This is a genomic window from Lysinibacter cavernae, from assembly GCF_011758565.1.
GTDB classification, from domain to species: domain Bacteria; phylum Actinomycetota; class Actinomycetes; order Actinomycetales; family Microbacteriaceae; genus Lysinibacter; species Lysinibacter cavernae.
On the sequence record NZ_JAAMOX010000002.1, the window covers coordinates 576,584 to 590,015 of the forward strand.

9 protein-coding genes are annotated in these 13,432 nt (G+C 62.0%); 8 read left to right on the plus strand and 1 reads right to left on the minus strand.

The genetic code is table 11. The features are described 5' to 3' along the window. The first annotated feature begins 436 nt into the window (after positions 1-436). A complete protein-coding gene (locus FHX76_RS11955; protein ID WP_167150916.1) occupies positions 437-1,159 on the plus strand; it encodes an RNase H family protein in 723 nt (240 codons plus the stop codon). A gap of 175 nt (positions 1,160-1,334) precedes the next feature. Here the strand turns inward: FHX76_RS11955 and FHX76_RS11960 are convergent, their stop codons facing one another. Then, positions 1,335-2,054: a TetR/AcrR family transcriptional regulator gene (locus tag FHX76_RS11960; RefSeq protein WP_341777943.1), complete on the minus strand. Its 720-nt coding sequence runs from the start codon at positions 2,052-2,054 to the stop codon at positions 1,335-1,337. Between the two features lie 166 nt (positions 2,055-2,220). Between FHX76_RS11960 and FHX76_RS11965 the strand changes: the two genes are divergently transcribed. From FHX76_RS11965 to FHX76_RS11995, 7 genes are all read left to right on the plus strand, one after another. Then, positions 2,221-5,226: an MMPL family transporter gene (locus FHX76_RS11965; RefSeq protein ID WP_167150918.1), complete on the plus strand. Its 3,006-nt coding sequence runs from the start codon at positions 2,221-2,223 to the stop codon at positions 5,224-5,226. 2 nt (positions 5,227-5,228) lie between these two features. Continuing rightward, positions 5,229-7,313 carry a YhgE/Pip domain-containing protein gene (locus FHX76_RS11970; protein ID WP_167150920.1) on the plus strand — a complete coding sequence of 695 codons (2,085 nt, stop codon included), beginning with the start codon at positions 5,229-5,231 and terminating at the stop codon, positions 7,311-7,313. 150 nt (positions 7,314-7,463) lie between these two features. Then, positions 7,464-8,525, plus strand: a complete 1,062-nt coding sequence (locus FHX76_RS11975; protein ID WP_167150922.1) for a restriction endonuclease — start codon at positions 7,464-7,466, stop codon at positions 8,523-8,525. Between the two features lie 259 nt (positions 8,526-8,784). Next, positions 8,785-9,099, plus strand: a complete 315-nt coding sequence (locus tag FHX76_RS11980; protein ID WP_167150924.1) for a YciI family protein — start codon at positions 8,785-8,787, stop codon at positions 9,097-9,099. A gap of 201 nt (positions 9,100-9,300) precedes the next feature. Further along, a complete protein-coding gene (locus FHX76_RS11985; RefSeq protein ID WP_167150926.1) occupies positions 9,301-10,344 on the plus strand; it encodes an alcohol dehydrogenase catalytic domain-containing protein in 1,044 nt (347 codons plus the stop codon). Next, positions 10,341-11,960, plus strand: coding sequence for an FAD-dependent oxidoreductase (locus FHX76_RS11990; RefSeq protein WP_167150928.1), 1,620 nt, complete (start codon positions 10,341-10,343; stop codon positions 11,958-11,960). Before FHX76_RS11985 ends, FHX76_RS11990 begins: the two co-directional genes overlap by 4 nt. A gap of 48 nt (positions 11,961-12,008) precedes the next feature. After that, the gene (locus FHX76_RS11995) at positions 12,009-13,412 is read left to right on the plus strand and encodes an MFS transporter (protein ID WP_167150943.1); all 1,404 of its coding nucleotides are present in this window, start codon (positions 12,009-12,011) and stop codon (positions 13,410-13,412) included. Positions 13,413-13,432: the final 20 nt, after the last annotated feature.

Here is a 13,432-nt window from a genome sequence, read left to right on the forward strand (position 1 = left end):
TTGTTTCTCGAATAGTTCTGGGGTGACTCTAAAACTTGAGTCACCGTGACTCAAGTTTATCAAATTGCTATGGATTTTTCTAGTGCTGGGGAGGGTTTTTCGGCAACCCAGCCCGGGATGCTCTGCTCTAGCTGAGCTGGCTGAGCTGGCTGAGCTGAGCCACCCAGCCATCTGTTCGCCCCAAAATCCGCTCTTCAAGCCCCAAAAGGCGGACTTTGGGGCGAACAGATGAAGCGAGATGATGCCTTGGCCGGTGATGGCTGGCCGGGCAGGCAGGGGGAGATAGGCAGGCCACCAGCCAGCTGGGCAGGCAGGGGGGCGGCAGACAGGCCACCAGCCAGCCGGGCAACCAGCCAGACAACCAGCCAGGACCCGGCAGCAGGGGCGGGCGGACGGGCGGGCTGCATCCACTGCCCACTGATCTAGGCTTGAGATCATGAGTATTCGTGTAGCCGCCGACGGGTCAGCCCTCGGAAACCCGGGACCAGCAGGCTGGGCCTGGTATGTCGACGACAATTGCTGGGGCGCCGGCGGCTGGAAGCACGCAACCAATAACCAGGCAGAACTCAAGGCCGTACTCGAATTTCTCAGGGCGACCAAACACCTCGACGATGACCTGCTCATCCTGTGCGACAGCCAGTACGTGATCAAATGCCTCACCGAGTGGATGCCAGGGTGGAAGCGCAAAGGCTGGCGCAAAGCCGACGGCAAGCCTGTGCTCAACGTTGATCTCCTCAAAGAGCTCGACGATGAGCTGAAAGGCCGGACGTACCGCTTCGAATGGGTCAAGGGTCACGCAAATCATCCACTCAACGAGGCCGCCGACGAGCGGGCACGGGCCGTTTCGGAGGCCTACCAGCGCGGGTCAGCCATTCCAGAGGGGCCCGGATGGACGCGCGACGGTTCCAGCACCAGTTCTGCTGCTGGCTCGGCCGCAGCCTCAGCAGCCCCAAAAGCCGCCGCTGCATCCAAACCCGTTTTCCAGCCTGAGCCAACAGTTGACGAGCAGCCGGGCCTATTCAGCTTCGACGACGACTCAGTGTCGGCGGCCAGCCATCCGGTGACCATCTCCCTCACCGACGACGAGTTCGCGCGCCTTGCCGCTCGGGCTCACGCGACTGGAATGTCGCCGGAAGATACGCTCCGTTCGCTGATCTAACACCGCGCAACGGGCCCAAGTGACAAACTTTGCGATCGAGGGCGGGAAATCCTCCACTAACTCACCGAGAAATGGTGGATTTTCCGCCGTCGATGACGCGGGAACGCGAATACACGGGCTGGCGAATACGCGAATACACAGACGCGCGCGGGCGGGCACGCGGGCAGACCGCGACCTACGAATGCGTCGGCACCACAAGCGCGAGCACTACGGCCGGCACGAGCGACAGCAATTCATCTGAGGCCGAGAGCGGGTCTTCGTCGCTGCTGAGGAGGGAATCCCGCAGCGCCATCTCGTAAATGCCGCCAATCAGCCTGACCGCGTCGCGGGAGTTGGTGCGGAACTGCAGGCCAACGCCGGCGAGGGCGTGCTCAACAACCTCAGCGAGGCGGCCGTAGAAGTCGGACTGAAAATCTTGGTATTCGTTGGCTACCTGGTCGCTTCGCATGGCGAGCAACGCAAATTCTTCTTGCACGAGGCACCAGCGACGGTCGAGGGCCTGCGCCCCAAACACTCGGTTCAGGACGTCGGAGACAAGGTCTTCTGTCAGGTTGGCCGGATCGCCGCTGAGGGCCGGCACAATGACGCCCATGTCGGCTTCGAGCCGTTCGACGCGCAATGAATTCTCTCGCTCCATGAGCGCAACGAACAGTTCCTCTTTGCTGGAGAAGTTCGAGTAGAAGGCGCCTCTCGTGAATCCGGCTCGCTCTGAGACCGCCTCGACTGAGGTTGCCGGGACGCCTCGCTCAGAGAACTCTTCGTAGGCGGCATCCATCAGGCGCTCACGTGTCTGGCGGCGGCGCTTGGTGTCTTGGCGAACGAGCGATTCGGGTTCGGTGGATGCCGTGCCAGCCTGCACTGCTGCGGTGGCCAGCGGATGTATCTGTTGCGTCACACCCTCACCTTCCTTCACATTTTTTTCTCAGCTTTGTTTCCATGGTACCGCAGTAGGATACAGTTATGTATTCAATACAGTCTTGTATCGAATGTGAATATGCCTCACAACCCTGGCTCGATGTCGCGCCTCCTCGTCATTCCCGCCCTATCTACTAGGAGACCGCGTGTCATCGCTGCTCTACTCCCTCGGCCGCTGGGCCTACCGAAGCCGACGCCTCGTGTTGAGCCTCTGGATCGCAGCACTTGTTGTGCTCGGCGGCAGCGCCCTCGCCTTCAACCAGGGCACAGACGACGCCTTCTCCATCCCAGGAACCGAGTCGCAAGAGGCACTTAACGACCTGTCACACACGTTCCCGCAGGTCTCTGGCACCTCGGCACAGATCGTGGTCGTTGCGCCGGGCGGCGAACAGGTGACGGATGCCGACATCAAGGCAACCGTCGAATCCTCACTCAAATCGCTCGACAAGCTCGACCAGGTCAGCGCAGCGGCATCCCCGTACGACACAACCATCAAGGGAACGATTTCCGACGATAAGTCGGCGGCGGTCATCTCTGTACAACTCGACGGCGGCCAGGCCAGCATCACCGCAGAGACCAAAGACGATCTCATCGCCGCCACCGACGACCTTCGCGAGGCGCTGCCAGCCGACGCAACGGTTGCCATCGGCGGCCAGCTCTTTTCGCAAGACCTGCCGTCGCTCAGCATCGTAGAGCTGCTCGGCGTCGCCATCGCGATGGTTGTGCTCATCCTCACCCTCGGCTCCTTTGTTGCCGCCGGCATGCCGCTCCTCAACGCCCTGCTCGGCGTTGGGATCTCGATGACGCTCATTTTCATCGCCACCGTCTTTGGTCCGATCTCGTCAACCACCCCGATGCTTGCGCTCATGCTTGGCCTCGCGGTCGGTATCGACTACGCGCTCTTTGTGATCTCTCGACATCAGGAGCAGCTGAAAGACGGCCTTGATCCGGAGGAATCTGCCGCTCGGTCGGTGGCGACGGCCGGTTCGGCCGTTATCTTCGCCGGCCTCACCGTCATCATCGCGCTGCTTGGCCTCACGGTTGCAAACATCCCGTTCCTGAGCGTCATGGGCATCGCCGCCGCGGCTGCGGTCGCGGTTGCCGTGCTCATCTCCATCACGCTCACGCCGGCGCTGCTCGGCTTCAGCGGGCTCAAGATTCTGCCGAAGAAGCAGCGACTCGCGCTCCAGTCCCAGAACGCGACGGGCACCAAGGATGCTCAGTACACCGAAGCCCCCACCAATTTACCTGGCAACTCGGCCGCAAATGCCCAGCAAACAACCGGACAGCTGACCGACGCCGACCGCGCCTTCGCCGATGCTGGCGACACTGTCTCGCTCGATGCGGCCGCAGAGGTAGGAGCATCCGCAGCTTCCAGCAGTACGGGAGCAGGGTCTCAGACAGAACCGGTTGACGACCTTAAACCGAAGGGATTCTTTGGCGGCTGGGTCCGCGCCGTGACGCGATTCCCCATCGTGACCATCCTCGCGGTGGTTGGCGTGCTCGGCCTCGCGAGCATCCCGGCACTTGACCTTCGCCTCGCACTTCCCGACGCTGGAAGCCTGCCGAAGGACAACTCGGCGCGGATCACCTACGACCTGCTCTCCGAGAACTTTGGCGAGGGATTCAACGGTCCGCTCATCGTGACGGGCTCGATCGTTTCGAGCACCGACCCCGTTGGCCTCATGAACGATATCGGCAACGAAATCAGCAAGCTCGACGGCGTTGCGGAGGTTCCGCTCGCAACCCCAAACATGTCGGCAGACACCGGAATCGTTCAGGTCATCCCAACAGGCTCGCCCGACTCCGAAGAGACCAAGGCGCTCGTCAACGAGATTCGCGGGCTCAACCAGCACTTCCAAGACACTTACAACATCGACCTGTCGGTCACCGGATTTACCGCCGTTGGCATCGACATCTCTGACCGCCTCGGCGGGGCGCTGCTGCCCTTCGGCATCCTCGTTGTTGGCCTGTCGCTCGTGCTGCTGACCATGGTCTTCCGCTCAATCGCGGTGCCGATCAAGGCGACGCTTGGCTACCTGCTCTCGGTTGGCGCATCCTTCGGCGCGGTCGCCGCGGTCTTTGAGTGGGGATGGTTCTCCGACGCGCTGCACGTCGCCAACCTCGGGCCGGTGCTCAGTTTCATGCCCATCTTGCTCATGGGCGTACTCTTTGGGCTCGCGATGGACTACGAGGTGTTCCTCGTCTCCCGCATCCGCGAAGAATACGTGCACGGCGGCAACGCGCAGAAGGCCATCCGCAAGGGCTTTGTTGGCTCGGCTCGGGTGGTCACGGCAGCGGCCGTCATCATGTTCGCCGTGTTTGCTGCCTTCGTGCCGGAGGGCGATAGCTCAATCAAACCCATCGCCCTCGGCCTCGCCGTTGGTGTGTTTGTTGACGCCTTCATCGTGCGCATGACGCTCGTTCCCGCGGTGCTTGCCGTACTCGGCGACAAGGCCTGGTGGATGCCCCGCTGGCTCGACCGCATCCTCCCGTCGTTCGACGTCGAGGGAGAAAACCTGCACCATGAGCTTGCGCTCGCGCAGTGGCCGACCCCCGGAACCAATGCAGCCGTGAGCGCCTACGAGCTGAGCCTGCCCATCAACGGCGATACAGCCGACACCACGGCCGACACGCTCTTCGATAACGTGAGCTTCGAGATCGCGCCCAACGGCATCCTCGTGCTCACCGGCGCAACGCCTGCCGCTCGACAGGGGCTCCTGCTCACGCTCGCCGGCCGCATCGCGGACTTCAACGGGCAGCTCAAGGTCACCGGAAGGGTGCTCCCACAGCGCGCAAGCGCGGTTCGCTCGCGGGCGGCTGTTGTGTTGACGTCTTCCTCCCCTTCGCCGCTGAGCGACCTCAGGGATGCATTTGCCGAGCGCCCGCAGCTGGTACTGGTCGAGGGCGCGGATACGCTGCTCAGCAGCATCGGCGCCGATACCCTCACGACCATCCTGAGCGATGCTCGACGCGACGCGACAGCGGCGAATAAACCGCTCGCAATCGTGCTCAGCTGCTCAAACACCGCCCTACTCCTTGAGGCGCTCAACAGCCTCGACCAGCCGGGCAACGAACACACGGCCGACGCAATCACGCTGCTCGATCTCTCCGCAGCAACGGCACCGCACACACTCGAGAAGGTTCTCTAGCAATGTCACGACTCTCACTCGATCGCGCAACGTCAACCAAAAAGGTGACGCCGCTCTCCATCGTCGGCCTCATCCTTGTACCGCTGTTACTCGGGGCCATCCTGGTCTGGGGTCTCTGGAACCCCGCCTCGCGCCTCCCCCAGATGACCGGAGCCATCGTCAACCTCGACAAGCCGGCAGAGATCGACGGCCAGGTCGCGCCGCTCGGCCGCCTGCTCGCCGGCGAACTCGTCGATAGCAACGTTGACGAGAACTTCACCTGGAAAATCACCAACGAAGAGGATGCCGAGGCCGGCTTGGAAGACGGCAGCTACGCAACCGTTGTCACCATCCCCAAGTCGTTCTCGACCGCGGCGACCTCGTTCTCGGGGGATGCGGCGGATGCGACGCAGGCGACCATCGACATCCAGACCTCACCAAAGAGCAAACTTGTCGACTCTGCCCTCAGCTCAACCGTGACAAGCACTGCAACGCGCCTGCTCGGCCAACAGCTCACCAAAACCTACGTTGAAAACCTCTACGTCGGATTCAACACCCTTGGTGACAAGCTCGGCGAGGCGGCGGATGGGGCCACCCAGCTCGCCGACGGCTCGGTTCAGCTTGGCGACGGAGCAACCCAGCTCGCGACCGGAACGAGCGAACTCAGCAACGGACTCGGCACGCTCTCCAGCGGAGCGGCCCAGCTCAGCGGCGGCGTTTCGCAGCTCTCAACCGGGGCAAACGCGTTGAGCACCGGCGCGGCAGGGCTTGCCGGCGGGGCGGCGACACTTTCCAGTGGGATGAACGAGTTTGCGGCCGGGCTCGCGGGGTCGGGCGCGCAGTTGCCGTTGCTGGTTCAGGGAGCGCAAGCCTTACCAGTGGCCGCATCTGGAACCGCGGCTGGTGCAGCCGGTGCTGTTCAGGCTGCTAACGGCATGTCAGCAATCGTTGAGCAGCTACTCACAAGTTGTGGCACTAATTGCGATGCGATCTCACAAGCAGCAAAAGATATGGCCAAAACAAACGTTGATGCAGCACTGGGTGTGCAAGGTGGAGCAGACTCAATCAATATGATCGTTGGCAACCTTGATGGCACCGCGCCCGGACTAGCTGCAGGAACGCTCGCCCTCGCCGACGGCATCACCACAGCATCCGGAGCGGCCAACCAGCTCGCCGCCGGAGCCACCGAACTCAGCGGCGGAGCGCAGCAGCTCGCCACGGGGGCCAGCGGACTCGCCTCGGGCGTTGGAACGCTCGCGACCGGGGCCTCAGGCCTCGCGACCGGCGCATCCTCGGCGCACGAAGGCTCGGTAGCCCTCTCATCCGGAGCCGACGAACTCGCCGGCGGCGTTGGAACGCTCACCAACGGCGTGAAGGACCTCGGATCGGGCCTCACGCAGGCATCCACGAGCCTCCCAACGACCACCGAAAGCGAACGCGCCAACCTCAGCGGCGTGGTTGCGGACCCCGTCACGAGCGGCAAGACAGACACCGGCCTGTTTGACGCGAGCGGCATCCCGTTCTTCGCCACGCTTGCCCTCTGGGTTGGTGGGCTGGTGAGCTTCCTGCTGCTTCGCCCGATCCCGCGCCGCGCGATGACCGCCGCGCAATCGTCGCTACGGATTGCCACAACTGGCATGATTCCCGGGGTTGTGATTGGCGCGCTCCAGGGCCTGCTCGTCGCCGGCATCATGCAGGTCGCGCTCACGCTCGATCTAGGCTCGTGGTTCGCGTTTGCCGGCCTCTCGATGCTCGCCGGCGCCGCCTTTGGCGCGGTCAACCAGGGGCTCGTTGCGGTGCTTGGTGGATTCGGTCGTTTCATCGCGATGATCATCACGGTGCTCTCACTCGCGGCCGGAATCGTCTCGACGGTTCCCCCGATCTACGACACCGTGCTGTCCGCGCTTCCGCTCACCACGGCAATTGAGGGCATGCGGGCAATTGATGCCGGTACTGCTGGCGCAGGGTCATCGGTGGCCGGCCTCATCGCATGGCTCCTGTTTGGCTTTGTACTGACCCTCCTTGCGGTGTTGCGCGAACGCTCCGTGAAGGTGTCGTCCCTGCGGGTGCCGCAGCTTTCTCGGTACCGGGTGGCGACAACGGGCTAGCCGCCGTTCGCTGATCGCACCAATCGAGTCGGACCATTCGGCCCTCTCCCACGCGGGGGAAGGCCAGAACGGCCCGGCTCGATTGCGTTCGTCGGTAGGCTGACGATGAAGAGACCTGAGGGCCTTCGATAATCAATTAAGGAGCACGTCATGAGTTCAGCCTGGGTGATACGGTCCGGAAAGTTTGGGGAACGAGACCAGTGGGCTATTAGCAATGGACTCTCTGGCGCGGGGTTCCCTGAGATTCCTGACCTCACCGGCTGCACAACAAGGGAAGACGTTGCTGAGATTGTTCGCACATCGTTCCCAGAGATCAGCGCACCATCTCTCGCGAACATTACCGGCCAGCTTTGGGCTCTGAGAGCTCGCATTCAGCCTGGCGACCTGCTCATCATGCCGCTCAAAACAACCAAACAGATAGCCATGGGCCGCGTGCGTACCGGCTACTCATACAGGGCCGATGAGCCGCTTACGTCACAGCGGCACATTGTCGAAGTCGACTGGCAGATAACAGATCTCCCCCGAACAGAGGTTAAACAGGATTTGCTGTATACCCTCGGTAGCGCGCTCTCAATCTTTGCTCCGACAAAGAACCACGCGGTCTCAAGGCTGGAGGCCATCCTTCGGACTGGCACAGACCCAGGACAGCTCCCATTCCTCCATACAGAGAGCTCAACTTCACCAGTCAGTGCTCTCGAAGATTCGCCAGACCTTGACGATGTTGACGAGCCTGAGCTACACGCGGATATCGTTGAAGTCGCCCGCGACAGAATTACTGCCCGAATTGCAGAGGAATTTGCGGGACACGATCTCACGCTCCTCATCATGTGCATCCTTGAGGCCGAAGGCTTTACCTGCACGATGGCTCCCCCCGGTCCTGACGGTGGCATTGACATCGTTGCTGGGCGGGGCTTGTTTGGGATGGACAGTCCTCGCTTGATCGTTCAGGTCAAGTCGGGATCGCAAGTTGCCGACCCCGTTGTACGAGACTTGTCAGGCGTCGTTCATTCACAGGGTGCCGATCAAGGATTGCTTGTCGCGTGGGGCGGTCTCACGAGACCGGCACGCGTTTCAATTCAAGCCCAACAGTTTCGACTCAGGGCCTGGACCGCGGATGACGTTGTTGACGCAGTCATGCGATCGTACGACAGGCTTCCCGAGGAGATTCAGACGCGCCTCCCCCTCAAGCAGGTTTGGATGCTCGCTGAGTAAACACCCAGCGGTTCTGTCTTGAACCGCTGCGAGAACCCGGCGACCAATCGAGTCGGACCATTCGGCCCTCCCCCACGCGGGGGAAGGCCAGAACGGCCCGGCTCGATTGCGTTTATGCGCCGGGATCACCGCAATTAAGTCGCAAAGCAACTTAGTGTGTGCTGAATATAGTTGTGGACAAACTATGTTTGGCTCGGCATCCTTGAGAGCATGCCCGGCGGTCACGTACCGCAAGACTCTCAATGAGGAGATGCCCCCAATGACCACGTTTGCCGTCACCTACAGCTACTCAACGGATGCCGAAAACATCGCCAAGCGAGACGCCCACCGACCAGCCCACGTCGAGTTCCTGACAACCCAGTTCAACGCACAACGGCTGCTCGTATCCGGCCCCTTTGGTCCGGAAGAAGCCCCTGGCGCCCTGTTGATCTTCAACGCCGAGAGCAAAGCCGCCCTCGAAACACTGCTCAACGCAGACCCGTTCCACGTGCAGGGCCTGATCGCCGAGCGCAACATCCGCCAGTGGAACATCTTCTTTGGCGAGATCACGCCGGCAGCCAAGTCGGCGGCGTAACCAGACCCAACCACGCACGACACCACCCCGAGGCTTCCTGGCTCGGGTCATTCCGTCGACCCGTTGAGGCCAGCCGAACTGCCAATTCAGCTACCAAACCGGCTCACCGCACTGGCCGTGGCAACCGGATTCCGGCATCATCAGCTGCTGGCAACCGACACTCAACCGTTCACTCCCGCAGCCCTACCCGCAAGGACTCTCATGCGCATCGCTCGCACCGTTTCACGCGAAACCATCAACTACGAAACAGCCGAAGACCCAACGCCTGCGGAGGGCGAGGCCCTCATCCGCATCCACAACGTGACCCTGTGCGGAACAGACCTGCACATCTGGGAGGACGACTACGCAACCGAACTCCCGATTATTCAGGGGCACGAGTTCGCGGGTGTTATCGAACAGATCAACGGAACGAGTGACCGGTTCAGTGTCGGCGACCGTATTGCGGTTTCTCCCATGTTTTTCTGCGGCGAATGCTACGCGTGCAGCATCGGCCGTGTGAACGCCTGCACCCACATGTCGGTGTACGGATGCTACGAGGACGGTTCGCTTGTTGAACTCATGAGCGTCCCCCTTGAGAAGCTCTACCCGGTGCCTGATGCCCTTCCTATGCACCTCGCCCCACTCTCAGAACCAATGAGCATCGCAATGCAGGCCGTCAACCGGGGCCGCCCCGTCGCTGGCGAAACCGCCGTTGTGCTTGGCTGCGGACCAATCGGGCTACTGGCAACGCTCTACCTCACCGAACTCGGCGTTCAGGTCATTGCCGCCGACACCGTCGAGGATCGCTGCGCGTTTGCACAGGAGTTTGGCGCGAACGAGACGTTTGTGGTTGACCCATCGGCTCCGTTTCCGAACGAACAGCAGGCGGCACGCATCGCCGAACTCACCGCAGGCCAGGGACCATCGCTCATCATCGAGGCGACGGGCCAACCGTCGTCGCTTGGCAACGCCATCCAGATGGTCGCGACCGCCGGCCGAGTCGTGCAGGTTGGCATCTCCGACAAGCTCGCGGAGCTCTCCATGCGGGTGCTCCCCGTGAAGGAGATCGATCTCATCGGCAGCCGGAACAGCCAAAACCTCATCGGCGAATCACTCGACCTGCTCGGAAGGCACGTGCCAGAGGCAACCGCGCTCGTCACCCACACGTTTGCCTTTGACAACCTCAACGCCGCTTTTGAGACCATGCGCAGCCGCGACGCTGTGGTTGGCAAGGTCCTCATCTCGATGCCAGGAGCCACAATATGATCACCACGAACCCCGAACTCCTCAACGCACGGTACGACGTCGCCGTGATTGGCAGTGGCGCGGCGGGGCTCGTTGCCGCGGTCCGCGCCGCGGATGCCGGACACAGCGTCATCGTGCTTGAAAAAGCAACGACCCTCGGCGGCACAAGCGGCCTGTCTGGCGGCGTCCTGTGGGCACCAAATAATCACCTCATGCGCGAATCCGGGTTTGACGATTCTGATGAGCAAGGCCGCGACTACCTGACCGCCGCAGCGGGTGACCGCATGTCTCCTGCCGAAATCGACTGGTACATCCAGACCTCCAAGCGGGCGGTGCAGTTTCTTGATGCCGAAACCCACGTCAGCCTCGTACCTCTCGGCCGGCCCGATTACCACGTGGAATGGCCAGGCTCAACAACGGGTGGGCGAGGCCTCGACAATAACGAGTTCAACCCTGCCGACTACGACCCTGCCATCGGCGCGCACCTTCGCAAGCCAACCTACTTTCCGCTCATCAGCATGAGCGAGCGCGACGGCCTGAACGGTTCCGCGCCGGATGCCGAGCTACTCGCGAGCAGGAAGGCAACTGGCGTGCGCACGATGGGCGGGGCGCTGGTTGGTAATCTGCTCGCTTCGGCTCTTGAGCGAGGCATCCATGTGGTGAGGGATGCGAGGGTCACCGGCCTCAGCCGGTCGGCAGATGGTGGGTGGTCGCTCACCATGCGCGACGGGGCATTCTCTCTTGCGGCCAACAACGTGGTGATCGCCTCTGGCGGTTTTGAGTGGAACGCCGAGCTTGTCTCCGCCCTCCTTCCCTTCACAATCACCCCGATTAGCGCGCCGTCAAACGAGGGCGACGGCCTCGCGCTTGGGCTCGGAGTTGGCGGCTCGCTCGACGAGCTCACGCATATCTGGGGCGTTCCGGTCATCACCCCGCCGTCGGACACCTACGACGGCAAGCAGTCTGGCCGCATGGGCAACGTCGAGATGACGCTCCCGGGTTCCATCACGGTGAATGCCGCCGGAAAACGCTTTGTCAACGAGGCGCTCAATTACCACGATCTCACCCGGGTATTTGGCAACGTTGACCCGATCACCTCCAAACCGGCAAATTCGCCAGCCTGGCTGGTGTTTGACCACCGCTTCCTGAGCAGGTATCCGGTCGCTGGTTCCACGCCCGGAACGCCAACAGAGTGGATGATTTCGGCTGAGTCTCCCGCGGAACTCGCGACCAAGCTTGGCATCCCGGCCGCGGCCTTCGAAGCGACTCTTGAGCGGTTCAACGCGGATGCCGCGGCCGGCATCGACACCGAGTTTGGCCGCGGTTCAACGCCGCAGGACATCCACCTCGGCGACGCCAACAACCTCCCGAATCCGTGCCTTGCCCCCTTGGCAACCGGCCCGTTCTACGCCGTCCCGCTACACCCAGGCGCGCTCGGAACCGCAGGCGGCCTTCGGGTCAACCTCGACGGGCAAGCCCTTGATTTCAACAGCACCCCAATCGAGGGGCTCTACGCGGCCGGCAACTGCTCGGCCACGGCATTCCGTGACGCATACCCAGGCGGCGGCGCAACCCTCGGCTCGGCCATCACCCGTGGCTTTGCCGTCGGAGAGCACCTCGCAGCACAACGCAGCTAACGCTCACATTCGAGCGTTTTCCCTTCACCAACCAGAATCGAGTTCACGATGTCAACGACGACACCATCTCTCAGCCGCCCTGCCGCGATAAAGCCGCCACGAAACGAGGCCAAACGGGCAGCCGTTGCAGCTTTCCTCGGCGGCATGCTTGAGTACTACGACTTCTTCATCTACGCCTCGGCCTCTGCCCTCGTCTTCGGCGTGGTCTTTTTCCCAGAGAATGGCGCCGCTGGAACCTTCATGTCGCTCGCGACGTTTGGTGTTGCCTACGTTGCCCGCCCGTTTGGCGCCATTGTGCTCGGGCACTTCGGTGACAAGATCGGGCGCAAGAATGTGCTCGTGTTCTCCCTCATGCTGATGGGCGGCGCGACCTTCCTCATCGGCTGTCTTCCCAGTTATGATTCCATCGGCATTTGGGCGCCCATCCTCTTGGTTGTCCTTCGCCTGCTCCAGGGCCTCTCGGCTGGCGGCGAAACGGCGGGCGCAAGCTCACTCACGATCGAGCACGCCCCAGCCAAGAAGCGTGCCTTCTACGGCAGCTGGACCATGAACGGGATCGCTGCCGGCATCATCCTCGCGAGCCTCACCTTCATTCCCGTCGCCGCAATGCCAGACGAGCAGCTTTACTCGTGGGGCTGGCGCATTCCGTTCTGGGCAAGCATCATTGTGCTGGTTGTTGCGTACCTCGTTCGCCGCACGCTTGCGGAGCCTGAGATCTTTGAGGAGACCAAAGAGAAGGATGACACGGCGAAGATTCCGCTGTTCGAACTCTTCCGCTACCACTGGGTGAGCGTCATTCGCCTCGCGCTGTGTGCGCTGTTTACGGTTGTAAACTCGATCGTTTCGGTGTTTGCCCTGAACTACGCCACTGGAAGTGTTGGGATCGAGAAGCCGTTTATGCTCACGGTCGCAATTGGCGCAAACGTCGTTGCCATCCTGTTCCAGACACTCGGCGGCGTGTGGGCGGACCTCTTTGGCCGCAAGCCCGTCTTCATCATCGGAACGCTTGGCTGCTCGGTCACGATCTTCTTCTACTTCCAGGCGATCAGCTCAGGCAACCATGTGCTCATCGTGCTCATGTCGCTGCTCATGACTGGCCTGTTCTACAGCCTCGCCAACGGCATCTACCCTGCGTTTTTCTCGGAGATGTTCTCGGTGAAGGTCCGTTACTCCGGCATGGCCGTTGGCCTCCAGATTGGGCTCATCGTTGCTGGTTTTTCGCCGGCAATCGCTTCGCTCCTTGTTGGCGAGGATACGACCAATTGGCTGCCGGTTGCGATCTTTGTCTCCGTTGTCTGCGCGATCTCGGCAATTGCCGCCATGACGGCAAAGGAGACCTTCAACCTTCCGCTCAACGCGCTTGGGCTCCGCAAGGGCGAAACACTTCCGGTCGAGCAGTCCGTTGTGGATGCGGCCAAGGACAAGGCCCCCGCCCCAGCCAGCGTGCGCTAACCGTTCCAAAACCCTCCCCT

What these genes read in the sequence shown, in the direction of transcription:
- FHX76_RS11955 (WP_167150916.1), top strand. Translation starts at nt 437, where the DNA reads ATGAGTATTCGTGTAGCCGCCGACGGGTCAGCCCTCGGAAACCCGGGA.
- FHX76_RS11970 (WP_167150920.1), top strand. Translation starts at nt 5,229, where the DNA reads ATGTCACGACTCTCACTCGATCGCGCAACGTCAACCAAAAAGGTGACG.
- FHX76_RS11975 (WP_167150922.1), top strand. Translation starts at nt 7,464, where the DNA reads ATGAGTTCAGCCTGGGTGATACGGTCCGGAAAGTTTGGGGAACGAGAC.
- FHX76_RS11980 (WP_167150924.1), top strand. Translation starts at nt 8,785, where the DNA reads ATGACCACGTTTGCCGTCACCTACAGCTACTCAACGGATGCCGAAAAC.
- FHX76_RS11985 (WP_167150926.1), top strand. Translation starts at nt 9,301, where the DNA reads ATGCGCATCGCTCGCACCGTTTCACGCGAAACCATCAACTACGAAACA.
- FHX76_RS11990 (WP_167150928.1), top strand. Translation starts at nt 10,341, where the DNA reads ATGATCACCACGAACCCCGAACTCCTCAACGCACGGTACGACGTCGCC.
- FHX76_RS11995 (WP_167150943.1), top strand. Translation starts at nt 12,009, where the DNA reads ATGTCAACGACGACACCATCTCTCAGCCGCCCTGCCGCGATAAAGCCG.